Annotated in this window: 22 protein-coding genes; 16 read left to right on the top strand and 6 right to left on the bottom strand. The window is 68.2% G+C overall.

The features are described 5' to 3' along the window. The first annotated feature begins 10 nt into the window (after positions 1 to 10). The 9 genes from CHC02_RS18040 to CHC02_RS18000 all read left to right on the top strand — a co-directional run bounded on the left by CHC02_RS18040 (position 11) and on the right by CHC02_RS18000 (position 7,749). Positions 11 to 1,009 (top strand): glycosyltransferase family 2 protein, encoded by a 999-nt coding sequence (locus CHC02_RS18040; protein ID WP_089392824.1) that lies wholly within the window; start codon positions 11 to 13, stop codon positions 1,007 to 1,009. 2 nt (positions 1,010 to 1,011) lie between these two features. Further along, a complete protein-coding gene (locus CHC02_RS18035; RefSeq protein WP_089392823.1) occupies positions 1,012 to 1,728 on the top strand; it encodes a class I SAM-dependent methyltransferase in 717 nt (238 codons plus the stop codon). Further along, a complete protein-coding gene (locus CHC02_RS18030; protein WP_089392822.1) occupies positions 1,725 to 2,153 on the top strand; it encodes a GtrA family protein in 429 nt (142 codons plus the stop codon). The genes CHC02_RS18035 and CHC02_RS18030 overlap by 4 nt, the downstream gene beginning before the upstream one ends. Positions 2,154 to 2,167: 14 nt before the next feature. Then, complete coding sequence (locus CHC02_RS18025) at positions 2,168 to 4,225, top strand: DUF6311 domain-containing protein (protein WP_139210211.1); 2,058 nt, start codon at positions 2,168 to 2,170, stop codon at positions 4,223 to 4,225. A 150-nt stretch (positions 4,226 to 4,375) separates the two neighbouring features. Beyond that, entirely contained in the window at positions 4,376 to 4,588 is a 213-nt protein-coding gene (locus CHC02_RS30855) for a YjiS-like domain-containing protein (RefSeq protein WP_176450336.1), read from the top strand. A 95-nt stretch (positions 4,589 to 4,683) separates the two neighbouring features. Then, entirely contained in the window at positions 4,684 to 5,001 is a 318-nt protein-coding gene (locus CHC02_RS18015) for a DUF2388 domain-containing protein (protein WP_089392819.1), read from the top strand. Between the two features lie 120 nt (positions 5,002 to 5,121). Continuing rightward, positions 5,122 to 5,415: a DUF2388 domain-containing protein gene (locus CHC02_RS18010; RefSeq protein ID WP_089392818.1), complete on the top strand. Its 294-nt coding sequence runs from the start codon at positions 5,122 to 5,124 to the stop codon at positions 5,413 to 5,415. Positions 5,416 to 5,455: 40 nt separating this feature from the next. Beyond that, a complete protein-coding gene (locus CHC02_RS18005) occupies positions 5,456 to 5,791 on the top strand; it encodes a DUF2388 domain-containing protein (protein ID WP_089392817.1) in 336 nt (111 codons plus the stop codon). Beyond that, positions 5,791 to 7,749, top strand: coding sequence for a DUF7844 domain-containing protein (locus CHC02_RS18000; RefSeq protein WP_089392871.1), 1,959 nt, complete (start codon positions 5,791 to 5,793; stop codon positions 7,747 to 7,749). Before CHC02_RS18005 ends, CHC02_RS18000 begins: the two co-directional genes overlap by 1 nt. A 354-nt stretch (positions 7,750 to 8,103) precedes the next feature. Here the strand turns inward: CHC02_RS18000 and CHC02_RS17995 are convergent, their stop codons facing one another. Together CHC02_RS17995 and CHC02_RS17990 are read right to left on the bottom strand one after the other, a co-directional pair. After that, positions 8,104 to 9,123, bottom strand: a complete 1,020-nt coding sequence (locus CHC02_RS17995; protein ID WP_089392816.1) for an energy transducer TonB — start codon at positions 9,121 to 9,123, stop codon at positions 8,104 to 8,106. 67 nt (positions 9,124 to 9,190) lie between these two features. Beyond that, positions 9,191 to 10,159, bottom strand: coding sequence for a CobW family GTP-binding protein (locus CHC02_RS17990; RefSeq protein WP_089392815.1), 969 nt, complete (start codon positions 10,157 to 10,159; stop codon positions 9,191 to 9,193). 74 nt (positions 10,160 to 10,233) lie between these two features. Here CHC02_RS17990 and CHC02_RS17985 point away from each other — a divergent pair, with 74 nt between their 5' ends. Then, positions 10,234 to 10,596, top strand: a complete 363-nt coding sequence (locus CHC02_RS17985) for an NADH:ubiquinone oxidoreductase (RefSeq protein ID WP_089392814.1) — start codon at positions 10,234 to 10,236, stop codon at positions 10,594 to 10,596. 245 nt (positions 10,597 to 10,841) lie between these two features. Further along, entirely contained in the window at positions 10,842 to 11,489 is a 648-nt protein-coding gene (locus tag CHC02_RS17980; protein WP_089392813.1) for a gamma-glutamylcyclotransferase, read from the top strand. Position 11,490: 1 nt separating this feature from the next. On the opposite strand, the gene CHC02_RS17975 is transcribed toward CHC02_RS17980, so the two are convergent. Continuing rightward, on the bottom strand, positions 11,491 to 11,706 hold the full coding sequence (locus tag CHC02_RS17975; RefSeq protein WP_089392812.1) for a DUF3079 domain-containing protein: 216 nt from the start codon (positions 11,704 to 11,706) through the stop codon (positions 11,491 to 11,493). A 187-nt stretch (positions 11,707 to 11,893) separates the two neighbouring features. Between CHC02_RS17975 and CHC02_RS17970 the strand changes: the two genes are divergently transcribed. Next, the gene (locus tag CHC02_RS17970; RefSeq protein WP_089392811.1) at positions 11,894 to 12,475 is read left to right on the top strand and encodes an alpha/beta hydrolase; all 582 of its coding nucleotides are present in this window, start codon (positions 11,894 to 11,896) and stop codon (positions 12,473 to 12,475) included. A gap of 203 nt (positions 12,476 to 12,678) precedes the next feature. Here the strand turns inward: CHC02_RS17970 and fusA are convergent, their stop codons facing one another. From fusA to CHC02_RS17955, 3 genes are all read right to left on the bottom strand, one after another. Then, positions 12,679 to 14,727, bottom strand: a complete 2,049-nt coding sequence (fusA, locus tag CHC02_RS17965) for an elongation factor G (protein ID WP_089392810.1) — start codon at positions 14,725 to 14,727, stop codon at positions 12,679 to 12,681. Between the two features lie 778 nt (positions 14,728 to 15,505). Beyond that, positions 15,506 to 16,555, bottom strand: coding sequence for a threonine aldolase family protein (locus CHC02_RS17960; RefSeq protein ID WP_089392809.1), 1,050 nt, complete (start codon positions 16,553 to 16,555; stop codon positions 15,506 to 15,508). 290 nt (positions 16,556 to 16,845) lie between these two features. Further along, on the bottom strand, positions 16,846 to 17,499 hold the full coding sequence (locus CHC02_RS17955; RefSeq protein WP_089392808.1) for a hypothetical protein: 654 nt from the start codon (positions 17,497 to 17,499) through the stop codon (positions 16,846 to 16,848). Between the two features lie 480 nt (positions 17,500 to 17,979). Here CHC02_RS17955 and glyA point away from each other — a divergent pair, with 480 nt between their 5' ends. The 4 genes from glyA to CHC02_RS17935 all read left to right on the top strand — a co-directional run bounded on the left by glyA (position 17,980) and on the right by CHC02_RS17935 (position 24,083). Continuing rightward, a complete protein-coding gene (glyA, locus tag CHC02_RS17950) occupies positions 17,980 to 19,233 on the top strand; it encodes a serine hydroxymethyltransferase (protein ID WP_089392807.1) in 1,254 nt (417 codons plus the stop codon). Between the two features lie 118 nt (positions 19,234 to 19,351). Further along, complete coding sequence (locus tag CHC02_RS17945; protein ID WP_009614658.1) at positions 19,352 to 20,602, top strand: sarcosine oxidase subunit beta; 1,251 nt, start codon at positions 19,352 to 19,354, stop codon at positions 20,600 to 20,602. A gap of 134 nt (positions 20,603 to 20,736) precedes the next feature. Next, the gene (locus CHC02_RS17940; protein WP_009614657.1) at positions 20,737 to 21,060 is read left to right on the top strand and encodes a sarcosine oxidase subunit delta; all 324 of its coding nucleotides are present in this window, start codon (positions 20,737 to 20,739) and stop codon (positions 21,058 to 21,060) included. Between the two features lie 2 nt (positions 21,061 to 21,062). Next, complete coding sequence (locus CHC02_RS17935) at positions 21,063 to 24,083, top strand: sarcosine oxidase subunit alpha (protein WP_089392806.1); 3,021 nt, start codon at positions 21,063 to 21,065, stop codon at positions 24,081 to 24,083. Positions 24,084 to 24,151 lie beyond the last annotated feature (68 nt).

Here is a 24,151-nt window from a genome sequence, read left to right as displayed (position 1 = left end):
ACGAAACGACATGACCAGTGAACTCCACGCCGCGCCCCGGCAGAGCCTCATCCACCGCCCGCAGCTCGACACGCCGCTGGTATTGTCGCTGGTGGTGCCCGTCTACAACGAGGCGGAGACCGTCGCGCTGTTCGTCGAGCGCGTCGAGCAGGTGTTCGCCGATCCTGATGCTGTGCGAGTGGAGTACGTCTTCGTCAACGACGGCAGCGAGGACGAAACGCTCGATATACTCCTGCTGCTGCAACGACGTATCGCGCGGATCAGGATCGTCGACCTGAGCCGCAATTTCGGCAAGGAAGCGGCCCTGAGTGCCGGTCTGCGTTGCGCCACGGGCCAGGTGGTGGTGCCGATCGACGTCGATCTCCAAGACCCGCCTGAGCTGATCCCGACCATGGTCAAACGCTGGCGGGAAGGCTATGACGTGGTGCTCGGGCATCGCATCGATCGCGCCTCCGACTCCTGGGCCAAACGGGCGTCGGCCAACTGGTTCTATCGCATCCACAACAAGATTGCCGATCCGGCGATTCCCGAGAACGTCGGCGACTTCCGTCTGATGGACCGCCAGGTCGTGGATGCGCTGAACGACCTGCCCGAGTCCCGGCGCTTCATGAAAGGTCTGTTCGCCTGGGTCGGGTTCCGTACCACCCATATCGACTACAGCCGCCCGGAAAGAGTGGCCGGAACCAGCAAGTTCAATGGCTGGCGCCTGTGGAACTTCGCCCTCGAAGGCATCACCAGTTTCAGCACCGATCCCCTGAAGATCTGGACCTACCTCGGCATCGCCGTGTCCCTGAGCGCCTTCCTGTTCGCCATACTGATCGTCCTCAAGGTGGTGCTCTTCGGCATCGACGTGCCCGGCTACGCCTCGCTGATGGTCGCCGTGACCTTCCTCGGCGGCCTGCAGCTCATCGGCATCGGGGTGCTGGGCGAGTATCTCGGCCGCACCTACCTGGAATCCAAGCGCAGGCCCGTATATCTCGTCCGGCGCATCTACGAAGCAGAGGACTGAGCATGGACCTCAAGGAAACCGACATCCTGGGCGAACACATCGCCGACCACTGGTATTACCGATCCAAGCGGGCCGCTGTACAGCAGTTTCTCGGTGACATGCGCCCCTCGAGCATCCTCGACGTGGGCGCCGGCTCCGGCTTCTTCTCCCGCGCTCTGCTGGCCGAAGGCAGCGCCGGCGAAGCCTGGTGCGTGGACATCAGCTACCCGGCGGACTCCGATGCCAACGAAGCCGGGAAGCCGATCCGCTTTCGTCGCTCGGTGGACCGCCTGGACTCCGACCTGGTGCTGCTGATGGATGTCCTGGAGCATGTCGACGACGATGTCGGCCTGCTTCGCCACTACGTCGAGAAGGTGCCCCGCGGTGCTCACTTCCTGATTTCCGTACCGGCGTTCCAGTTCCTCTGGAGCGATCACGATGTATTCCTCGAACACAAACGTCGCTACCGGCTCACCGATATCGAACGGGTCGCAGAGCAGGCCGGGCTCGAGGTGCTGAAAGGCGCCTACTACTTTGGCGGCGTGTTCCCGATAGCCGCCACCCTGCGCCTGTTCGAGCGGCTCCGGGGTGGTGCCGTGCGCCAGCCCAGATCGCAGCTCAAACGACACAACGGGGTGGTCAATGCAGCCCTGCAGGCGGTATCCATGGCGGAGTTGCCGGTACTGCACTTCAATCGTGTCGCCGGCTTGACAGCATTCTGCCTGGCTCGGCGCCCATGACCCACGACGAGAGCCTGTCCGTGCACCGTCCGCTTCGCAGCCGCCTGCTGAAGGAGGTGCTGCTCGCCGCCCGCTTCGGTGTCGTCGGCGTAGGCGCCACCGTACTGCACATCGGCATCGTCTGGCTGCTGCTGTCCCATACGGCATGGCCGGCGCTGCTCGCCAACCTGGTCGCCTTCCTCTGCGCGTTCGGCCTGTCGTTCTCCGGCAACTACATCTGGACCTTTTCCGCACCGGGCTCGCCAAGCAGGGCGATGCGCCGCTTCTTCCTGATTTCCTTGAGCGCCTTCCTGGCCAACAGCGGCTTGCTGGCTGCGCTGCTGGCCGTCGGCTGGCTTTCTCCGCGCCTGTCCGCCATCGCGTCGGCCGCCGTGGTACCGGGCATCACCTTCCTCGCCAGCAGACTCTGGGGGTTCAGACACTAGCCATGGAGCGGACATTGAAAACCGCTGGCAACAGCCTCGCGATGCGCACTTCAGCCGTTCCACGTCATTCATTGTGGATCCCGGTGCTGCTGGCCTGCCTCCTGTTCCTGACCATTGGAGGCCCGTCCATTCTGCTGCCATCGAACATCGACTGGCTGATGCGCGGCTTCTTCGACCCACCGACCAATCTGCTGGGGTGGGAGTTCTTCCGTGAAACCCCCTTGCTGCAATTCCCGCTGGGCGCCAATCCACGCTATGGCATGGAGCAGGGAAGCTCCATCGTCTTCTCCGACTCGCTGCCACTGTTCGCCCTGCCATTCAAACTGATCGGTCCGCTGCTACCCGACAGCTTCCAGTACTTCGGCCTGTGGGTGCTGACCTGCATGGTGCTGCAGGGGGTATTCGGTTACCTGACGCTATCGCGTTTCGTCGAAGACCGACGTCAGCTGTGCCTGGGCACCAGCCTGCTGTTGCTGCTGCCACCCTACCTGATGCGTTTCTCGATCCACCTCGCGCTGGGTGGTCAGTGGCTGCTCATGGCCGGGCTGTACCTCTATTTCGACAATGCCTACCGAGCGCGCTTCTGGTTGGTGCTGCTGGCGGTCGCCACCCTGACCCACGCCTACCTGCTGGTCATGCTCGGCGCGATCTGGGGCGCCGATCTGCTGCAACGCCTGCTGCGGCGCGAGGCGAGCCTTGCCCGCTGCATCGTTTGCGGGCTGACCGGTTGCGCCCTGGTCCTGACGATCATGTGGCTCCTGGGCTACTTCATGCTTGGTTCGTCGCCGGCAGCGACGGGCTCTTACGGGCGAATGAACCTGCTGTCGCTGATCGATTCCCGAGGGGCTTGGTCGCGGGTGCTGCCCGGACTGCAGCTCCCCTTCATCGAAGGCGACGGTTTCGCCTACATGGGTGTGGGTATGCTGGGGCTGCTGGCCATCGCCTGCCTCCTGGCAGTCGGCCGCCGCGGGCAATGGAGTCACACGCGCATATGGCCTCTGATCGTGATGAGCGTTCTCCTGCTGTTGGTATCGCTGACCAATACAGTGAGTATCGGCCACCACACCCTGATCCAGTTCGAGATACCGGACTGGGCTGTGCGTCTGTACCAAGTATTCCGTTCGCCGGGCCGGATGTTCTGGCCAGTGTTCTATCTGCTCAGCGTGACGATCATCGCCATCGTCTGCACTCGTACCCGGCCGCAGGTCGCCCTGGGCCTGCTCGCCGTCGCCCTGGTCGCGCAGATCTACGACCTGTCCAACGCGCTTGCCGGTACGCGCAATCATTTCCAAGGGCACTGGAACAATCCCCTGACCTCCAGGTTGTGGACCGAACTCGGTTCCCGCTACGACAAGGTGCTCTACATTGCGCCAACCAACCTTCCACCGGACTTCATCCCCCTTTCGAACTTCGCCCTGCACCACGGCATGTCGATCAATGCCGCCAACTTCGCCAGGGTTGATACCGAAGCCCAGGCAAGGACCCAGGCCGCCCTGGCAGCCCAGGTGCAGGCAGGCACCTACGATCCCAAGGCCCTCTATGTCTTCAATGATCTTGCGCTCTGGGACCAGGCCCTGCAGTCACACGGTGCGGACGACGCGATGGGTGAGCTTGATGGCATCAAGCTGCTGCTCCCGGGCATGGGCCAATGCGAAGGCTGCCGGGATGCCGGCTTCGTGCCTCTGCGCTGGGGCTTCTGGCCGGCCGAACGTCTGCCCACGCTCATCGGCCAGCTGCGCGATGGCCGCCTGGTGGTCCAGCCCGGCATCTCGGGCTACCTGAGTTATGGTCCATACACCCACATTCCCCAGGGTAAGCTGCGCTACCGTGTCACTTACAGCGCCAACGGTAGTCCATCCCAGCCGGTGGGCAACTGGGACGTCGTCAGCAATGCGGCGACCCAGGTGACCACCCTGGCTCAGGGCCCGCTGATGGGGACCGAAGGCGAACCCAGGACGCTGGAGGGCATTCTCGATGTGGCAACGGCCAGTTCGAGCGCGGAAATCCGCACCTTCAGCAATGGAGCCAGCGAACTGGCGTTGATCAGCGTCGAACTCCTGCCTGAGCGCTAGGGAATATTCGCCCGCACAGTAAGGCGCCGGAACGGCATAACAGTGTCCCTGGCGGCCTAGACTGTGCCGGAATGATCGTCGGCGCTTGTGTCTGTTAGGACCACGCCCGGGGCGTGCATCCTGTCCTTCCGTCGCCAGAAGGACAACCACATGAACCGGGTTCTCGCTCCCTTCCGTTCGTCTGCCGGTTCACGCCTGGACGCCCAAAGCCCGTGGCGGAAGATCGCTGGTCGGATCGACATGTACCTGCAAAACGCCCGCACCCGCCACCAGCTCGGCCAGCTCGGCGAACGCGAGCTGGCCGACGCCGGCATCGACCGCTGCCAGCGCGAGCGGGAACTTTCGAAACCGTTCTGGCGCTAACCGGCTGGTCGTCGCGGGCTGGCTCCGCTAGTCTGCATCGGTAACGCGCGGCAGCGTTGGCCGCGCGGTTTCATCTCGACTGGGAGTGTCCATCCATGAATCGTCTGCGCCTGCTCACCGCCGCCGCCCTGCTCACCTGCGCCAGCGGCGCCTTCGCCTCCAGCTTCATCGTCACCACCGATGCGCTGGTCGGCGCCACCAAGGCCACCTCCGACGGTACCACCGACATCACCAACTCCTTCCGCGACGACAAGATCGTCCTGGACGCCCGCGACGATGCCGCCACCTTCGTCGCCACCCAGGGGCAGGTGCGGGGCGCGCACCTGGAAGCGGCGCTGCGGCACATCCGCGGCAAGCTGCCGAGCCTGGCCGCCAACGACCTGCAGCTGGCCCAGGCGATCCTGGTCATCTGATTCCCCGCCCCACCTGGCCCGGAGGCGCCTTTTCAGAGCATCTACCGGGCCTGCGAGGCTGGCTCTTGCCGGCGCATTCCGTTAGCCTTGTCGGCTGTGCTTTTCCGATCGCCATAGCCCATGCGCAGCCTGCTACTCCTGCTCACCGGCCTCTGCCTGGCCACCCCCGTGCTGGCCTTCGAACAGACCACCATGTTCGTCGCCGGCAGCAGCTACGTGACCAGCAAAGTCACCAGTACGCCTTTCGAGAACAAACTGCTCGGTGCCGCCCGCGATGATGCCGCCAGCTACGTCGCCACCGACGGTCAGGTGCGCGGAGCGCGCCTGGAACAGGCGTTGCGCTGGCTGCGCAAACAGCATCCGGAGCTCGCGGCGAACGATCGGGAACTGGCCGAAGCCATTCTTGCCCAATAGTCAGTCGTGTGCAGCGTCCGCTGCCGTTTCGGAGACTCCCATGCGCCTCAGCTCGATCCCCAAGAGCCCCCTGATCCTCGGCCTGCTGCTGGCCGCCTGTGCCTCCAGCGCCCAGGCCCAGTCGGTCATCCGCCTGTTCAACATCACCACCAACGCCATCGGCCGCAGCGTGGACTTCACCTCCGACACCACCACCTCGATCCGCGACATGAAGATCGTCCGCGACGCCCGTGACGACGCCGCCAGCTTCGTCGCAAGCCAGGGCGCCATCCGCGGTGCGCAGCTGGAAGCGGCACTGAAGGTGGTGCGCGAGCAGCTCCCGGAAGCGCGCGATGCCTCCGACCAGCAACTGGCCGAAGCCATTCTCGCTCTGTGATCCCCCGCGGCCGCCGCTGGCTGGCGGCACTGAGCCTGCTCGCCGCCGCCAGCGCCCAGGCCGACCTGCACCTGGCGCTGCAGCCCGACGGCCTCGCCCCGGCACAGCGCCAGGCCAGCCAGCAACTGCTGGATGACGTCCGCCAGGCGCTGCCGCCGGCCTTCGTCCAGGCCCTGGACCGCCGCGTCGAGGTGGAGTGGCGCGACGACCTGCCGGGCAATGGCATGGGCCAGGCCCTGCGCCCCGGCGCCATCGCACTGAACCGCAAGTACCTCGCCGCCCTCGCCGACGGCAGCGCCGCCACCCTCAAGACCGGCCGCAGCCATGGCACCCTGCGCCGCGAGCTGCAGGCCACGGTGGTCCACGAGCTGACCCACCTGTACGACCGCGGGCGCCTCTGGCTGCCCGCCGAGGCCCGGCTGATCCAGCGTTGCACGCGCCAGCAGGGCAGCATAGGGCGCATCGGCGAGGGCGCCGAGTGCCGCGGCCAGGCCAACCGCCGCTTCACCCTCTCCGACGACCCGCGCCTGCTCGACCTCGCCGGCTGGCCACAACTGGCCGGCAAGCGCGGCCAGCGCGAGCACGACAACCGCTTCGTCCTGCGCAGCCCGGACCGCTACGAGCTGAGCAACCCGCGCGAGTTCGTCGCGGTGAACATGGAGTACTTCGTCCTCGACCCCAGCTACGCCTGCCGCCGCCCGGCGCTGTACCGCTACTACGCCGAGCGCTTCGGCGAGCGCCCGCAGCGCCAGGCCTGCGAACAGTCTTTCGCCTACCTCAACGCCGGCCGCGACTTCGGCCGCCAGCCGCTGGGCCGGCTGGACCCGGAGCGGGTCTACGAGGTCGACTACCTGCTGGCCGAGGCCAACGACCAGTGGGTCAGCCGCTGGGGCCACGCCATGCTGCGCCTGGTGGTCTGCGCCCCGGGCCGGCCGCGCGGCCCGGACTGCCGGCTGGACCTGGACCAGCACCTGGTGCTGTCCTACCGCGCCTTCGTCGGCGACCTGCAGCTGTCCAGCTGGGACGGCCTGACCGGCTCCTACCCGTCGCGGCTGTTCGTGCTGCCGCTGTCCCAGGTGATCGAGGAATACACCAAGATCGAGCTGCGCAGCCTGGCCTCGATCCCGCTCAGGCTCAGCCGCCAGCAGATCGACGAGCTGGTGGAGCGCGCCATGCAGGTGCACTGGGGCTACGACGGCAACTACTACTTCATCTCCAACAACTGCGCGGTGGAGACCCTCAAGCTGCTGCGCAGCGGCATCCCCGACGCGCGCCTGCAGGACCTCGACAGCATCACCCCCTACGGCGTGGTGGAGATCATGGAGAACCGCGGCCTGGCCGACGCCAGCGTGCTCGACGAGCCCAAGCGCGCGCTGCGCCTGGGCTACCGCTTCGACTCCTTCCGCGACCGCTACCAGGCGATGTTCGAGGTGCTGCGCCAGCGCCTGGACATCCCCCAGGCCAAGGTCGAGGACTGGCTGGCCCTGCCCGCCAGCGAACGCCGCGCCTGGTTCGACAAGGCCGACCTGCGCGCCAGCGCGGCCATGCTGCTATTGGAGCAGGCCTCGCTGCGGCGCCAGCTGCAGCTGGCCCAGGACGAGCTGAAGCGCCTGTACCTGGGGCACCTCAACGATGCCCGCGCCGACCCCAAGCTGGTGGCGGCGGGCAAGACGCTGCAGCAGATCCTCGACGACAGCGGCTTCCTCAGCCAGCCGGCGGAGCTGCTGGACAGCGGCTACGGCCTGCCGCAGCCGGGCGAGTCGACGCGCCTGGAGCAGCAGACCCAGGCCCGCCAGGCGCGCCTGCGCCAGCTCAGCGACAACCTCGACCAGGAGGTCCGCGCGCTGCTGGAGCCGGAGCGCCGCGAGGAGTTGCAGGCCCTGGAGGCCAACCTCAAGCAGCTCGGCGCGCACCTGCGGGCGCTGCACAAGGCGGCGGGCGGGTTCGAGTTGCCCTGAGGTCTCGCTCTTGTAGGAGCGAGCTTGCTCGCGAATGGTGTGCACCGGTGGCTTCGGTGTTTCGGTCCAGCTTCTTTCCCTCTCCCCAGCCCTCTCCCTGAAGGGAGAGGGGGCAGTCCGTGCCGGCTGCAAGCAAGGTTCCAGCCGGACACCACAATGTGTCCGGCTGACTCGACAACAGCCAAGCACTCCGAACGGTCCCCTCTCCCTTCAGGGAGAGGGTTAGGGAGAGGGAGCGGACTAGATCCAGAGCTCAGGTGCCGCCGGTGAATACCATGCAAGCCCGCTCCCACAACAGCCACCCCAAACGAAAAACGCGCCCGAAGGCGCGTTTTCCATCAACCGGGAAGCGCCTCAGCGGCGCCCCTCCAGCTTGAAGTAGAAGACCTTGGTCGCCTGCCGCGCGACGATGCGGCCGCCGCTGACGCGGGGTTCGAAGCGCCAGGTGTCCATGGCCTGGCGCACGGCGCTGTCGAACATCCGCGGCGGCGAGGAATCCAGCACCTGGATGTCGTCGATGCGGCCGTCGGCGGTGATGGTGAACAGCACCTTCACGTGGCCTTCGATGCCGCGGCGCTGGGCCATCAGCGGGTACTTCGGCGAGTCCATGCGCAGCGGCTTGATGTCGCTGTCGTTGAGGCTGCCGGTGGGCAGGCCGGCAGGGCCCTGGGTGCCGGTCGGGGCGGCCTGGGCGCCCGGGGTGCTCTGGCCCACGGTCGGGGCGGCCGGGAGCGGCGGCGGGGCGGGCGGCGTCGGCTGGGCCTGGGTTTGCTCCACCGGCTCGGGTTCGGGCTTGGGTTTCGGCTTGGGCTTGGGCGCCTTCTTCGGCACCGCCTTTTCCACCGGCTTGGGCTTGGGTTTCGGCGGCTCCGGCTTGGGCGGCTCGACCACCGGCTCCGGCGGCGTGGGTTGCGGCGGCTGCGGCTCGGGCGCGGCGGCCGGCGGCTCCTTCACCGGCTCGGGCTTGGGCGGCAGCTGCACCACGGTGACCTGCATGGTCGGCACTTCGCCACGGCCGAGGTTGAGCTCGTCGGGGCTGGGCATGGCCCAGACCAGGCCGGCGACCACCCCCAGGTGCAGCACCAGGGACAGCCCGGAAGACTTCCACCAGCCAGCCGGCTGGGGCGGCTGCTCCGCCTCTTCCACGCCTTCCACGGGCGCGGCGTAGGGAATCAGCAGTTCCTCGGCGACGGCCACTTCCTCGTCGCGGCGGGCGCCGGAGCAGTCCACCAGGCGCAGGTTGGCTTCACTGCCACGCTGGGCGTTGACGCAAGGCAGCGAGAGTCCTTCGTCGCTGTCGGAGGACGAAGGAAGTTCCGCGGCGGACGCGACGAGAGCAGAGCCCGCCGGCGAGCGCGATTGCGATGGCGCCATGGGAGAAGCCTGTGGGGAAATGACCAGAATCTGATAATTATTATCATTCGCCCCGCCGATGGCAACCTTATTGGCCATCGGCCAACCTGGCACAGGTCAACATTTGCTGCTGCAGCGCCTGCAGATCCTGCTCGGCGTCGAAGATCAGCTCCAGCCGATTGTCCCGCCGCCAGGCGCTGGGCTGCCAGGGTTCGGCGCCCGTCAGCCGGTTGCAGGCCTGCCAGCCGTCCTCGCAGTGCAGCACCGCCTTGGCCCGCAGCAGACCGCCCAGGCCGGCCAGCCAGGCCTCCACCGCCGCGCGGCGGAAGCGCCAGTCGGCGTGCAGGCGCCAGCCGACGGCCTGGCGCCCGCCCTCGCTGTGCACCTGCCGCAGGGGCGCGGCGCGGGTGAGCAGCACGGGCAGCTCGGCCATGGGCGCCGGCAGCTCCGCCGCTGCGTCCGATCCGATATTGGCGACGAACGGCAGGCGCGCGAAGGGCAGACGCCCCTGCTCGGTCCAGACCTGCGGCAGCGCCGGCAGGTCGGCTTGCAGCCGTTCGCGGGCCGCCTCGTCCAGCCCTTCGCTCTTGTTCAGCACCAGCAGCGCGGCATCGGCCAGGGCGTCCCGTTGCGCTTCCGGCAGCGAAGCGCCTGCGGCCAGCGCCGCGGCATCCAGCACCAGCAACAAGGGCTGTGGCGCCAGCACGCCGCGCCAGGGCGCCTCGCCCAGTTGGCGCAGCAGGGTGCGCGGGTGGCCGAGGCCGGAGGGTTCGATGAACAGCCGCTGCGGCCGCGCCTTGCGCAGCAGGCGGGCGAGGCCGACCTGGAAGGGCGCGCCGTTGACGCAGCACAGGCAGCCGCCGGCCACCTCGCCGATGGCCACGCCGTCGGCGTCGGTGGCCAGCAGCGCGGCGTCCAGGCCGACCTGGCCGAATTCGTTGACCAGCACCGCCCAGCGCTCGCCTGCCGGGCGCTGGGCCAGCAGGTCGCGGATCAGGCTGGTCTTGCCGGCGCCCAGCGGGCCGCCGATCACATGGGTGGGAATCTGTTCGAGCATGGCGCCATGTTGCCGCCTGACGAGGGCGGGGAAAAGCGCTAGAGTCGGCCCTTCGCTCAAAGGACCCCGTCTTCATGCGTCTGCCGGCCCTGCTCCTGTCGTCCTGCCTCGCCCTGCCCGCCCTCGCCCACGCCGAAGCCTGCGTGGTGCACAGCCGCGGCAGGAACCTCGACGTGAAGGTCTGCCAGCAGAACCGCAGCATCCCGGCGAAGCTGTTCCACGAGGGCTTCTGCCAGCCGCAACTGAAGGACCAGCAGGTCGAGGTGGCCTACGCCGACGCCTGCCCGACCGGCGCCTTCGGCATCTGCGCCAACGCCCAGGTGCCCAACAGCCCCTACCGCCAGGACATCCACTACTACGGCGTGGCCAGCGACGCGCGCTTCCTCCAGCCGTTCTGCGAAAGCCAGAGCAAGGGCCGGTGGCAGGCCGGGCAGTGAGCGTCACGCGCCTGTCATGGGCGGCTGCTCTACTGCTGGTCGGGTACCTCACACCCACTGGCACCCCACGCCAGAGAAGATCTTGGTGATAGGGCCGCCCCGCGCGGCCCTCTTTTTCGCCCCCTGCCATCCGGACCGGCGGTAGCGCCGTTCGTCCGCGCAAAGGTGTCTTGCGCAGCCGCCCCTTCTGTCAAAAGGTCACATCCGCTAAGTTTTCAGAGCGTGAGGTACCTTGGGGGTTACGCATGAGCACGTCTATGAACCTGGACGGCCCCTTCTATCCACCGGCGCTGGGGGCGCCGGAACGACTCAGCGCGGAGCAGTTGCGCGCCTCGCTGGAAATCACCATGGCCGAGCACGGCGGCGGCGCCGTGTGGCTGTTCGCCTACGGCTCGCTGATCTGGCGCCCGGAGTTCCCGGTGGCCGAGGCCAGCCGCGCGCGGGTGCACGGCTACCACCGCGGGCTCTACCTGTGGTCGCTGACCCACCGCGGCACCCCGGAAATGCCCGGCCTGGTGCTGGGCCTGGACCGCGGCGGCTCCTGCGGCGGCTTCGCCTACCGCCTGCCGGACGACGACCTGGACGCCAACCTGTTCGCCCTCTGGCAGCGCGAGATGCCCTACGCCTCCTACCGCCCGGAGTGGCTCAGCTGCCGCCTGGAGGATGGCCGGCGGGTGCGCGCCCTGGGCTTCGTCCTCGAACGCCACCTGCCCAGCTACGCCGGCTCGCTGCCGGACAGCATCGTGCAGCGCGTGTTCGACAGCGCCCAGGGGCATTTCGGCAGCACCCGAGAATACGTCGAGCAGACGGCCAGCGCGCTGCGCGCCTGCGCCATGCCCGACCTGAACCTGGAAGCCCTGCTGGCGCGCTGCTGCGCCAAGGCCCCCGGCTGAGTCAGGGCGCCGGCTGGCGCACCTCGACCGGCTGCGCGGGCGTCTCGTCCAGGCCCCAGGCGGGCTCGTCCGCCCAGTCCTCGCCGAAGATCTCGATGGGGTGCTGGGTACGGCTGGAGCCATTGCCGCAGCCCATGGCCGAGGCCGGGCAGTAGCGGTCGCAGCCCCAGCAGATGCGTTCGGGGTGGGCGGGGTGCAGGGGGAATTTCTTGGCCATGAGGTTCACCTGAAGGGAGTGGGCCCAGCTTCGATTCAACGCCTGCCGGGCCCCTGCGTACTTGTCGCGGATCAAGAAGTGCTGGAATAAGCAAATGCGACATAAGCAAAGCATTTTTTATTCCTTAATTTATTGACGAACCCCACCTACACTGTCTCCCCATGACGACTTTCAGGGGGATGAACCCATGCGCAGCGACCGCGTCCGCTATGTCCTGGTGCCCGGTTGGCACGGCTCGGAGGACGAGCACTGGCAGAGCCACTGGCAGCGCGCGCTGCCCAACGCCTCGCGGGTGGAGCAGCGCGACTGGGTGGCGCCGCGGCATGTCGACTGGGTCGCCGAGCTGGACCGCGAGATCCGCCGCCTGCCCGGCCGCGTGGTGCTTATCGCCCACAGCCTGGGCTGCGTCACCGTCGCTTCCTGGGCCCGCCGCGCCGGGCCGAAGGCCCTGGCCCAGGTCTCCGGCGCCCTGCTGGTGGCGCCCGCCGACGTCGAGCGCGAGACCTGCCATGCGGCGCTGCGCAACTTCGCCCCCATCGCCCTGGACGCCCTGCCCTTCCCCAGCGTGCTGGTGGGCTCGGACAACGACGCCGCCTGCAGCCCGCAGCGCGCCCTGCAGCTGGGCCGCGCCTGGGGCGCCGAGACGCTGGTCCTGCCGAACGCCGGGCACATCAACGTGAAGTCCGGCCACGGCGCCTGGGAGGCCGGCTACCGCCACCTGTTCCGCCTGCAGTACCTGATCGACCAGCGGGAGCGGCGCCGGGCCTGAGCGGCCGCGCCGGCTGTTGCGGGGAGCGCGCCCTGCGTTCGAGCGTAGGGCGAATAACCGTTCGCGGTTATCCGCCGCCGGCCGGAACAGAGGTGCCCGGGTCGATTGGCGGATAACGCCGTAGGCGTTATGCGCCCTACGGGTTGGATGGGGCGGCGTAGGAGCATCGCGGATAAATCCGCTCCTACAAAAAACCGGCGTTTTCAGTCTTCTTCCTGCACCGCCTTGTACCCACTGGCCAGGCGCTGCTGCACGTCCTGCGGCACGGGGCTGTAGTGGCTGGCTTCGAGGGTGAAGAAACCCTGCCCGGCGGTGATCGCCTTCAGCCGGTTGGCGTAGCCTTCCAGTTCGGCCAGCGGCACCTGGCCGCGCACCAGGGTGGCGCGGGCCGACAGCGGCTCGGTGCCCAGCACCTGGCCGCGGCGCCCGGTGAGGTCGGCGGTGATGTCGCCCAGGCGGGCTTCCGGCGCCGTCACCGCGATGTTCACCACCGGCTCCAGCAGCATGCCCCCGGCATTGCGCAGGGCGTCGAACATGGCCTTGCGCCCGGCGGCCTGGAAGGCGATGTCCTTGGAGTCCACCGAGTGGCTCTTGCCGTCGAACACCGTGACCTTCACGTCCTCCACCGGGAAGCCGGCCAGGGGGCCCGCGGCCAGCGCCGCGCGCACGCCCTTCTCCACCGAGGGGATGAACTGCCCCGGGATCACCCCGCCCTTGATCGCATCGACGAACTCGAAGCCGGTTCCCCGCGGCAGCGGCTCCACCCGCAGGAACACCTCACCGAACTGGCCGGCGCCGCCGGTCTGCTTCTTGTGCCGGCAGTGCCCCTCGGCCGGGCGCGTGGCGGTCTCGCGGTAGGGCACGCTGGGCGGGCGGGTGTTCACTTCCAGCTTGTAGCTGCCGGTCAGGCGTTCCAGCAGGTAGCGCAGGTGCAGCTCGCCCATGCCGCGCAGCACGGTTTCCTGGGTCGAGGCGTTGTAGTCCAGGCGCACGCACGGGTCCTCGGCCAGCAGGCGCTGCAGCACCTCGGCCAGGCGCTGCTCGTCGCCGCGGCGGCCGGCCTCGATGGCCAGGCCCTGCATGGGCGTGGGGAAGTCCAGCGGCGCCAGGCGGATGTGGTCCTCGTCGTGGGAGTCGTGCAGGACCACGTCGAATTCCAGTTCCTCGACCTTGCTCAGCGCGCCGAAGTCACCGGGGACCAGCTGCGGCACCTCCTCGTGGCGCTTGCCCTGCAGGCGCAGCAGGTGGCCGACCTTGAACGGCTTGCGGCCATCCCCGGCGAACAGTTGCATGTCGCGGCGCACGGTGCCCTGGTGCACGCGGAACACCGCCAGGCGGCCGACGAAGGGGTCGATCACCACCTTGAACACATGGGCCAGCACGTGGGCCTCGGGGTCCGGCTGCGAGCGAAAGGGCCGGGCGCCGCCCTGCTCGTCCAGGCGCTCGAACAGCGGCGGGTTGCCCTCGGCGGGGTTGGGCGCCAGCCGCGCCAGCGTCTGCAGCAGTTCGTCGACGCCAGCACCGGTGCGCGCCGAGACGAAGCACAGGGGGATCAGGTGGCCTTCGCGCAGGGCCCGCTCGAAGGGTTCGTGGAGTTCCTCCGGCTGGATCGAGCCCTGCTCCAGGTAGCGCGCCATCAGCTCCTCGTCGACCTCCACGACCTGGTCGACCAGCGCCTGGTGCGCCTCCTCCACCGAGGAGAAGTCCGCCTCGCCGGCGGGCGCGAAGAAGCAGTCGGCCACCCGCGTGGCGCCGCCGGCCGGCAGGTTCAGCGGCAGCACTTCCTTGCCGAAGGCCTCGCGCAGGTCGGCCAGCAGCGCCGGCAGGTCGACGCGCTCGGCGTCGATCTTGTTCACCACCAGCATCCGGCACAGCCCGCGCCCGGCGGCCCAGTCCATCATGCGGTGGGTGTTCAGCTCGATGCCGTTCTGCGCGTTGACCACCACCAGCGCGGTCTCCACCGCCGCCAGGGCCGGCAGCGCGTGGCCGATGAAATCGGGCAGGCCGGGGGTATCGATGAGCTGGACGTGCGCGCCCTCGTATTCGAAGTGCGCCAGCGCAGCGGACAGCGAATGGTGGTAGTCGCGCTCCAGCGGGTCGGCGTCGCACAGGGTGTCACCGCGTTCCAGCGAGCCCATCGCGGGGATGGCGCCGCTGCGCTGCAACAGGGCTTCGGCGAGCAGGGTCTTGCCGCTGTCGCCATGGCCGACCAGGGCGACCGTACGAATCTGTTCGACCGGGTAGTTCGACATGGGGCACCTCCCAGGCAGGGTAACGGGAAGTATAGGTAGCACCCCGGAGCGCCCTGAGCAAAAAACAGCCAGCCGTCGCGAGCCCAGTGGGCATGCCCGCCACAGCCGTTTCACCACAGCTTTTCCACAGCTTGCTGAAGGCTGCTTCCACAGCCGTTGTGGACAGTTCCGCAGGCCTGCCTAAGACGCCGGAGACCCTTGTGCCACGGGACTTCAAGCCTAACGCTGGCGATTTTCCGGGCAGCCTTGAGCAGGCCCCGGAAAGCCTGTCCAGCGGCAGTTTATCCACAGCTTTACCACAGGCCGTTCAACAGAAGCCGTGGACAGCCCGCGACCATTAGCCGCCGGTCTTTTTCCGCAGTGCCCACGGACAGGGCTGTTGGCGAAAAAACCAGCAATGCCCGGCAGGCCCCGCCGTTTCGCTCGCGCAGCCATTCACCGACAGCTTTTCCACAGCTTTCCCGCGCCTCGCTCCACAGCCTTTGTGGGCAACTCGCCGGCGGCCGGAAGCCGATGGCAAGTGCTTGAAAATCAAGGCACGCGGGCAAATTCAGGTCAAAAAACGTACAGCCGAGCGCAGGCCTCGCCGGGCCTCGCGCCAAGGCATTCATGCACACTTTATCCACAACGCGGCCAACAGATTCCGGGGGCAGAATCCGGCCCGCCGGGCAAACGCCGAGCGCCTTGGCCCGGCCCAGGCGCCAAGCGGCCGCAAGCCACCTGCGCACAGCCCGGCCACAGGCTGCGCACAGGGTTTTCGACAGATTCGGTGGACAACTCAGGCGGCGGCGCCCATCACCTCGCGGATGTCCCGCGCCAGGGCCTCGACGCGCTCGATCTCGGTGTCCCAGGAACACATGAAGCGCGCGCCGCCGGCGCCGATGAAGGTGTAGAAGCGCCAGCCGCGCTGGCGCAGGGCTTCCAGGGCCGGCTCGGACATCTGCAGGAATACCCCGTTGGCCTCCACCGGGAACATCAGTTGCACGCCCGGCACGTCGGCCACTCGTTGCGCCAGCAGGCGCGCGCACTGGTTGGCGTGGTTGGCGTAGTGCAGCCAGGCGTCGTCCTGCAGCACCCCGACCCAGGGCGCGGCGAGGAAGCGCATCTTCGAGGCCAGCTGGCCGGCCTGCTTGCAGCGGTAGTCGAAGCCCTCGGCCAGCTCGCGGTCGAAGAACAGGATGGCCTCGCCCACCGCCATGCCGTTCTTGGTGCCGCCGAAGCACAGCACCTCGACGCCGGCCTTCCAGGTCAGCTCCGCCGGCGAGGCGCCGAGGAAGGCGCAGGCGTTGGAGAAGCGCGCGCCGTCCATGTGCAGGTGCAGGCCCAGCTCGCGGCAGGTGGCGCTGAGCGCGCCCAACTCGTCCGGGCGGTAGACGGTGCCGACCTCGGTGGCCTGGGTAATGCTCACCACGCGCGGCTTGGGGTAGTGGATGTCCTGGCGCTTCAGCGCGATCTCGCGGATCGCCGCGGGGGTCAGCTTACCCTGCGTGTCGGTGCGCGCCAGCAGCAGCTTGGAGCCGTTGGAGAAGAACTCCGGGGCGCCGCACTCGTCGGTCTCGACGTGAGCGGTCTCGGCGCAGATCACGCTGTGGTAGCTCTGGCACAGGGCGGCCAGGGCCAGGGAGTTGGCGGCGGTACCGTTGAAGGCGAAGAACACCTCGCAATCGGTCTCGAACAGCTCGCGGAAATGGTCGGAGGCGCGCGCCGTCCACTGGTCGTCGCCGTAGGCCCGCTCATGGCCGCGGTTGGCCTCGGCCATGGCGGCCCAGGCTTCGGGGCAGATGCCGGAATAGTTGTCGCTGGCGAATTGCTGGGAATTGTCGAACATCGAAAGCTGCCTCGGGGAAAGTCATCCACAGGCAGCGTAGCGAAATCGTGGCTTTTGTAGGAGCGAGGTTGTTCGCGAAGGGCGTTTCCCGGAGAGCATGGATGTCGAGCTTTAGAACGCCCTCTCCCCAACCCTCTCCCGCAAGCGGGAGAGGGAGCTATCCGGCATGAACAATACAGTAGGAGCGGGCCCTGCCCGCGATTCGCGCGCAGGGCGCGCTCCTACAGTTGAGACAGGAGGTGGGTGTGGGATAGGACCTGTCCGCGATTATCCGCCGTTGCTCATGCCGATCAGGGCAGCGCCGTCAGCTTCATCTGCTCGACGATGGGCACGAATAGCTGGCGCATGGACTGGGTGCTGCCGCCGTTGGGCTTGTCCGGGGTGCTCAGGGTCAGCACGTAGCGGCCCTTGATCAGCCCGGTGAGGCTGGACTCGCCGGCCTCGCCCTTGGCCGGGGCGACTATGCCCAGGGGGTCGCCCATGCGGGTGGTGTCAATCACCGGCAGGTAGTCCTCGCCGCCGAACTTGTCGGCGGTGCCGTTCCTGATCGCGGTCTCGCGGGTCTTGTTCAGCAGCGTCAGGCTGGAATGGGTCATGTCGCGCAGCTTGTCCTGCACGCCGCGGTAGGCGATGGCCTGCTCGCTGTTGGCGTCCTGGGCCGGGGCCGGCATGCCTGTGTCGATCAGGCTGATCTCCAGGTGGCGGCTGCCGTCGGCGGTGCCGTAGACCAGCTTGGCGTCGTTGTAGCCGCATTCGCGGGAGATGAACGGGTAGCCGTACATTTCCTTGCTCGGCGGCAGGGCCTTCTCCAGCGGGTGGCCAGTGCAGCTGTCGGCCGGCACCGCGGCGGTCTTCTCGGCCTTGGCCTTGTCGTCGCCACCGCCGCAGCCGTGGAGGGTCGCGCCGAGCATCAGGGCGCTGAGCAGGATCAGGGAGCGTTTCATGGCGTCCTCGGGTTTGACAGTGGCGGCATTCTAGCCGCTGGGCGGCGCGGCGTGCAGCAGTGGCCCTGTGGCAGCCAGGTGCATTTTCGGGTCGGGAACGGACATCTTTTGCCCGGGGCGGGCAGCCGAGAATCGGCAGGGCGGGGCGACGGCAGTCAGGGCAGCCTGCTTTTCTTGTTCTTCTGCGACATGCGCGGGGGCGATGCCGGCCCCAAGCTTACACCCTTGTCGATGTCGCGCCGACGCCTTCGCGGCCGCCGCGGGCCCGGCGCAGACGAAGCAGGGACGGGCGGTGCAGCGCGCGGGTAGGTTTGGGCATTTTGACGTCGCAAACAGGCAAATGGGGGGGCGGGCTATTGAGCACAATCGATCACAACTGGCTAATACCGACCCCTTCGCGCCGAGCCCCGCAGGCCCCCGGCGCGGGCGGTCAGGGCAGCCTCCACCCACAAGCGACGCGCCTGTCGCACGGAGACCGCGATGTTCAGCAAGCATGACCAGATCCAGGGCTACGACGACGAACTCTTCGCCGCCATGGCCGCCGAGGAAGAACGCCAGGAAGACCACCTGGAGCTGATCGCCTCGGAGAACTACACCAGCAAGCGCGTCATGCAGGCCCAGGGCAGCGGGCTGACCAACAAGTACGCCGAGGGCTACCCGGGCAAGCGCTACTACGGCGGCTGCGAGCACGTGGACAAGGTCGAGCAGCTGGCCATCGACCGCGCCAGGCAGCTGTTCGGCGCCGACTACGCCAACGTCCAGCCGCACTCCGGCTCCTCGGCCAACTCGGCGGTGTACCTGGCGCTGCTCAACGCCGGCGACACCATCCTGGGCATGAGCCTGGCCCACGGCGGCCACCTGACCCACGGCGCCAAGGTGTCGTCCTCGGGCAAGCTGTACAACGCCGTGCAGTACGGCCTGGACACCGCCACCGGGCTGATCGACTACGACGAGGTCGAGCGCCTGGCCGTGGAGCACAAGCCGAAGATGATCGTCGCCGGCTTCTCCGCCTACTCCAAGACCCTCGACTTCCCGCGCTTCCGCGCCATCGCCGACAAGGTCGGGGCGCTGCTGTTCGTCGACATGGCCCACGTCGCCGGCCTGGTGGCCGCGGGCCTGTACCCCAACCCGCTGCCCTACGCCGACGTGGTCACCACCACCACCCACAAGACCCTGCGCGGCCCGCGCGGCGGCCTGATCCTGGCCCGCTCCAACGAGGAGATCGAGAAGAAGCTCAACTCCGCGGTGTTCCCCGGCGCCCAGGGCGGCCCGCTGATGCACGTGATCGCCGCCAAGGCGGTGTGCTTCAAGGAAGCCCTGGAGCCGGAGTTCAAGGACTACCAGGCCCAGGTGATCAGGAACGCCAAGGCCATGGCCGAGGTGTTCATCGACCGCGGCTACGACGTGGTCTCCGGCGGCACCGACAACCACCTGATGCTGATCAGCCTGGTCAAGCAGGGCCTGACCGGCAAGGAAGCCGACGCCGCCCTCGGCCGCGTGGGCATCACCGTCAACAAGAACGCCGTGCCGAACGACCCGCAGAGCCCCTTCGTGACCTCGGGCATCCGCGTCGGCACCCCGGCCATCACCACCCGCGGCCTGAAGGAAGACCAGTGCCGCGAGCTGGCCGGCTGGATCTGCGACGTGCTCGACCACCTGGGCGATGCCGACGTCGAGGCCAAGGTGGCCACCCAGGTCGCCGGGCTGTGCGCCGACTACCCGGTCTATCGTTGAGATTCCCGCGGCATCTTCCGTAGGAGCGGGCCCTGCCCGCGAATGGCCGAAAGCATCGCGGGCAGGGCCCGCTCCTACGGGTAGAACGCCGCGACACGAGATTTTCAGGAGCACCCACATGCAACGCTACTCCGGCTTCGGCCTGTTAAAGCACTCACTGAGCCACCACGAGAACTGGCAGCGCATGTGGCGCACGCCCACGCCCAAGCCGGTGTACGACGTGGTCATCGTCGGCGGCGGCGGCCACGGCCTGGCCACCGCCTACTACCTGGCCAAGGAACACGGCATCCGCAACATCGCGGTGGTGGAGAAGGGCTGGCTGGGCGGCGGCAACACCGCGCGCAACACCACCATCGTCCGCTCCAACTACCTGTGGGACGAGTCGGCGCAGCTCTACGAGCACGCCATGAAGCTGTGGGAGGGCCTGTCCCAGGACCTCAACTACAACGTCATGTTCTCCCAGCGCGGCGTCTACAACCTCTGCCACACCCTGCAGGACATGCGCGACGGCGAGCGCCGCGTCAGCGCCAACCGCCTCAACGGCGTGGACGGCGAGCTGCTGAACGCCCAGCAGGTGGCCGAGGAAATCCCCTACCTGAACTGCACCAAGAGCGCCCGTTACCCGATCATGGGCTCCACCGTGCAGCGCCGCGGCGGCGTGGCCCGCCACGACGCGGTGGCCTGGGGCTTCGCCCGCGCCGCCGACGCCCTGGGCGTGGACCTGATCCAGCAGACCGAAGTCATCGGCTTCCGCAAGCAGGACGGCGCGGTGATCGGCGTCGAGACCAACCGCGGCTTCATCGGCGCCAAGCGCGTCGGCGTGGTCACCGCCGGCAACTCCGGGCACATGGCCAAGCTCGCCGGCTTCCGCCTGCCGATCGAATCGCACCCGCTGCAGGCGCTGGTTTCCGAGCCGCTGAAACCGATCATCGACAGCGTCATCATGTCCAACGCCGTGCACGGCTACATCAGCCAGTCGGACAAGGGCGACCTGGTCATCGGCGCCGGCATCGACGGCTACAACGGCTATGGCCAGCGCGGCTCCTACCCGGTGATCGAGCACACCCTGCAGGCCATCGTCGAGATGTTCCCGGTGCTCTCCCGCGTGCGCATGAACCGCCAGTGGGGCGGCATCGTCGACACCACCCCGGACGCCTGCCCGATCATCGGCAAGACGCCGGTGAAGAACCTGTTCTTCAACTGCGGCTGGGGCACCGGCGGCTTCAAGGCCACCCCCGGCTCGGGCAACGTCTTCGCCGCCACCCTGGCCACCGGCGAGCCGCATCCGCTGGCCGCGCCTTTCTCCATCGAACGTTTCCACTCCGGCGCGCTCATCGACGAGCACGGCGCAGCGGCCGTAGCTCATTGAACATTCGCCCGCAGGGCGACAACTGATTCCCCTCTCCCGCTTGCGGGAGAGGGTGCCCGAAGGGCGGGAGAGGGTGGTTCGGCGAAGAGCCGGCGCCCCACCTCCCACGGAAGGCAACCCCGGAGGTTTAGACCATGCTTCACATCTTCTGCCCCCATTGCGGCGAGCTGCGCTCCGAAGAGGAATTCCACGCCAAGGGCCAGGCGCACATCCCGCGCCCGCTGGACCCCGGCGCCTGCACCGACGAGGAGTGGGGCGACTACATGTTCTTCCGCGACAACCCGCGCGGCATCCACCACGAGCTGTGGGTGCACGCCGCCGGCTGCCGGCAGTACTTCAACGCCACCCGCCACACCGTGACCTACGAGATCCTCGAAACCTACAAGATCGGCGAGAAACCCAGCGTGACCAGCGCCGAGAAGAAACCCGCCGCCCAGCCCGCAGTCGCGAAGGCCTGAACATGAGCCAGATCAATCGCCTTTCCCGTGGCGGTCGCATCGACCGCAGCAAGCCGCTGACCTTCACCTTCAACGGCCAGCAATACCAGGGCTTCGCCGGCGACAGCCTGGCCGCCGCCCTGCTGGCCAACGGCGTCGACGTGGTCGGCCGCAGCTTCAAGTACTCCCGCCCCCGCGGCATAGTCGCCGCCGGCGCCGAGGAGCCCAACGCCATCCTGCAGATCGGCTCGCGCGAGGCCACCCAGGTGCCCAACGTGCGGGCCACCCAGCAGGCCCTGTACGCCGGCCTTGCGGCCAGCAGCACCAACGGCTGGCCGAACGTGCAGAACGACCTGATGGGCGTGTTCGGCAAGGTCGGCGGCAAGATGATGCCCCCCGGCTTCTACTACAAGACCTTCATGTACCCGCAGTCCATGTGGCTGACGTACGAGAAGTACATCCGCAAGGCCGCCGGCCTGGGCCGCGCGCCCACCGAGGTCGACCCGGACAGCTACGACTGGATGAACCGCCACTGCGACGTGCTGGTGGTCGGCGCCGGCCCCGCCGGCCTGGCCGCGGCCCTGGCCGCCGCGCGCAGCGGCGCCCGGGTGATCCTGGCCGACGAGCAGGAAGAGTTCGGCGGCAGCCTGCTGGACACCCGCGAGACCCTCGACGGCAAGCCCGCCGCCGAATGGGTGGAACAGGTGCTGGCCGAGCTGAAGTCGCTGCCGGAAGTGGTGCTGCTGCCGCGCGCCACGGTGAACGGCTACCACGACCACAACTTCCTCACCATCCACGAACGCCTCACCGACCACCTGGGCGAGACCGCGCCGCTGGGCCAGGTGCGCCACCGCGTGCACCGCGTGCGCGCCAAGCGCGTGGTGCTGGCCGCCGGCGCCCACGAGCGGCCGCTGGTATATGCCAACAACGACCTGCCGGGCAACCTGCTGGCCGGCGCCGTCTCCACCTATGTGCGCCGCTACGGCGTGGCGCCGGGCAAGAAGCTGGTGCTCTCCACCAACAACGACTACGCCTACCGCGTGGCCCTGGACTGGCAGGAAGCCGGCCTGGAAGTGGTGGCCATCGCCGACGCCCGCGCCAACCCGCGCGGCGAGTGGGTGGAAGAAGCCCGCAAGCGCGGCATGCGCGTCATCACCGGCAGCGCGGTGATCGAAGCGCGTGGCAGCAAGCGCGTGACTGGCGCCAAAGTCGCCGCCATCGACCCCATCCGCCTGAAGGTCACCGCCCCCGGCGACTGGCTGGACTGCGACCTGATCGCCAGCTCCGGCGGCTACAGCCCGGTGGTGCACCTGGCCTCGCACCTGGGCGGCAAGCCCGAGTGGCGCGAGGACATCCTCGCCTTCGTCCCCGGCGAAGGCCTGCAGAAACGCATCTGCGCCGGCGCCGTGAACGGCGTGTTCCGCCTCGCCGACAACCTGCAGGACGGCTACAACGCCGGCACCCAGGCCGCCGAGGACGCCGGCTTCAAGGCCGCGCCCGGCGAACTGCCGAAGGCCTCCGAGCGGGTCGAGGAGCCGACCGTGGCGCTGTTCCAGGTGCCCCACGAGAAGCCCACCTCCCGTGCGCCCAAGCAGTTCGTCGACCCGCAGAACGACGTCACCGCCGCGGCCATCGAGCTGGCCTGCCGCGAGGGCTTCGAGTCCATCGAGCACGTCAAGCGCTACACCGCGCTGGGCTTCGGCACCGACCAGGGCAAGCTGGGCAACATCAACGGCCTGGCCATCGCCGCCCGCGCCCAGGGCAAGAGCATCGCCGAGACCGGCACCACCATGTTCCGCCCGAACTACACCCCGGTGACCTTCGGTGCCGTGGCCGGCCGCCACTGCGGCCACCTGTTCGAGCCGGTGCGCTTCACCGCCCTGCATGCCTGGCACGTGAAGAACGGCGCCGAGTTCGAGGACGTCGGCCAGTGGAAGCGCCCCTGGTACTTCCCCAAGGCCGGCGAGGACATGCACGCCGCCGTGGCCCGCGAATGCCGCGCGGTACGCGAGTCGGTGGGCCTGCTGGACGCCTCCACCCTGGGCAAGATCGACATCCAGGGCCCGGACGCCCGCGAGTTCCTCAACCGCGTCTACACCAACGCCTGGACCAAGCTGGACGTGGGCAAGGCCCGCTACGGCCTGATGTGCAAGGAAGACGGCATGGTCTTCGACGACGGCGTGACCGCGTGCCTGGCGGACAACCACTTCGTCATGACCACCACCACCGGCGGCGCCGCCCGCGTGCTGGAGTGGCTGGAGCTGTACCACCAGACCGAATGGCCGGAGCTGAAGGTGTACTTCACCTCGGTCACCGACCACTGGGCCACCCTGACCCTGTCCGGCCCCAACAGCCGCAAGCTGCTGGCCGAGGTCACCGACATCGACCTGGACAAGGACGCCTTCCCCTTCATGACCTGGAAGGAAGGCAAGGTGGCCGGCGTGCCGGCGCGGGTGTTCCGCATCTCCTTCACCGGCGAGCTGTCCTACGAGGTGAACATCCAGGCCAACTACGCCATGGGCGTGCTGGAAGCCATAGTCGAGGCCGGCAGGAAGTACAACCTGACCCCCTACGGCACCGAGACCATGCACGTGCTGCGCGCCGAGAAGGGCTTCATCATCGTCGGCCAGGACACCGACGCCTCGGTGACCCCGGACGACCTCAACATGGGTTGGGCCGTGGGCCGCACCAAGCCCTTCTCGTGGATCGGCTGGCGTGGCATGAACCGCGCCGACTGCCTGCGCGAGGACCGCAAGCAGCTGGTCGGGCTGAAACCCACCAACCCCATGGACGTGCTGCCCGAAGGCGCCCAGCTGGTGTTCACCACCCAGCAGTCGATCCCGATGAACATGGTCGGCCACGTCACCTCCAGCTACATGAGCAGCACCCTCGGCTACGGCTTCGCCCTGGCGGTGGTCAAGGGCGGCCTGAAGCGCATGGGCGAGAAGGTCTACGCGCCCCTGGTCGACGGCCGGGTGATCGAGGCGGAAATCTGCAGTTCGGTGTTCTACGACCCGAAAGGCGAACGGCAGAATGTGGATTAAGAGCAGCTGCAAGCGGTAAGCGACAAGCCGCAAGCGAAGGCCAAGCCCTCCTCCGACGGGGGGAGGGT

It is taken from the genome of Pseudomonas delhiensis (assembly GCF_900187975.1).
Taxonomy (GTDB): domain Bacteria; phylum Pseudomonadota; class Gammaproteobacteria; order Pseudomonadales; family Pseudomonadaceae; genus Pseudomonas; species Pseudomonas delhiensis.
Note: the sequence above shows the minus strand (reverse complement) of the source record. Positions and strands in the feature narration are given on the sequence as shown.

Excerpts from the sequence above, each read along its gene's own strand:
- glyA (WP_089392807.1), top strand. The coding sequence starts at position 17,980 with ATGTTCAGCAAGCATGACCAGATCCAGGGCTACGACGACGAACTCTTC.
- CHC02_RS17990 (WP_089392815.1), bottom strand. The coding sequence starts at position 10,159 with ATGCTCGAACAGATTCCCACCCATGTGATCGGCGGCCCGCTGGGCGCC.
- CHC02_RS17960 (WP_089392809.1), bottom strand. The coding sequence starts at position 16,555 with ATGTTCGACAATTCCCAGCAATTCGCCAGCGACAACTATTCCGGCATC.
- CHC02_RS17940 (WP_009614657.1), top strand. The coding sequence starts at position 20,737 with ATGCTTCACATCTTCTGCCCCCATTGCGGCGAGCTGCGCTCCGAAGAG.
- CHC02_RS18015 (WP_089392819.1), top strand. The coding sequence starts at position 4,684 with ATGAATCGTCTGCGCCTGCTCACCGCCGCCGCCCTGCTCACCTGCGCC.
- CHC02_RS17995 (WP_089392816.1), bottom strand. The coding sequence starts at position 9,123 with ATGGCGCCATCGCAATCGCGCTCGCCGGCGGGCTCTGCTCTCGTCGCG.
- CHC02_RS17975 (WP_089392812.1), bottom strand. The coding sequence starts at position 11,706 with ATGGCCAAGAAATTCCCCCTGCACCCCGCCCACCCCGAACGCATCTGC.
- CHC02_RS18010 (WP_089392818.1), top strand. The coding sequence starts at position 5,122 with ATGCGCAGCCTGCTACTCCTGCTCACCGGCCTCTGCCTGGCCACCCCC.
- CHC02_RS18005 (WP_089392817.1), top strand. The coding sequence starts at position 5,456 with ATGCGCCTCAGCTCGATCCCCAAGAGCCCCCTGATCCTCGGCCTGCTG.
- CHC02_RS18040 (WP_089392824.1), top strand. The coding sequence starts at position 11 with ATGACCAGTGAACTCCACGCCGCGCCCCGGCAGAGCCTCATCCACCGC.
- CHC02_RS18035 (WP_089392823.1), top strand. The coding sequence starts at position 1,012 with ATGGACCTCAAGGAAACCGACATCCTGGGCGAACACATCGCCGACCAC.
- CHC02_RS17935 (WP_089392806.1), top strand. The coding sequence starts at position 21,063 with ATGAGCCAGATCAATCGCCTTTCCCGTGGCGGTCGCATCGACCGCAGC.
- CHC02_RS17985 (WP_089392814.1), top strand. The coding sequence starts at position 10,234 with ATGCGTCTGCCGGCCCTGCTCCTGTCGTCCTGCCTCGCCCTGCCCGCC.
- CHC02_RS17980 (WP_089392813.1), top strand. The coding sequence starts at position 10,842 with ATGAGCACGTCTATGAACCTGGACGGCCCCTTCTATCCACCGGCGCTG.
- CHC02_RS18030 (WP_089392822.1), top strand. The coding sequence starts at position 1,725 with ATGACCCACGACGAGAGCCTGTCCGTGCACCGTCCGCTTCGCAGCCGC.
- fusA (WP_089392810.1), bottom strand. The coding sequence starts at position 14,727 with ATGTCGAACTACCCGGTCGAACAGATTCGTACGGTCGCCCTGGTCGGC.
- CHC02_RS17945 (WP_009614658.1), top strand. The coding sequence starts at position 19,352 with ATGCAACGCTACTCCGGCTTCGGCCTGTTAAAGCACTCACTGAGCCAC.
- CHC02_RS30855 (WP_176450336.1), top strand. The coding sequence starts at position 4,376 with ATGAACCGGGTTCTCGCTCCCTTCCGTTCGTCTGCCGGTTCACGCCTG.
- CHC02_RS17955 (WP_089392808.1), bottom strand. The coding sequence starts at position 17,499 with ATGAAACGCTCCCTGATCCTGCTCAGCGCCCTGATGCTCGGCGCGACC.
- CHC02_RS17970 (WP_089392811.1), top strand. The coding sequence starts at position 11,894 with ATGCGCAGCGACCGCGTCCGCTATGTCCTGGTGCCCGGTTGGCACGGC.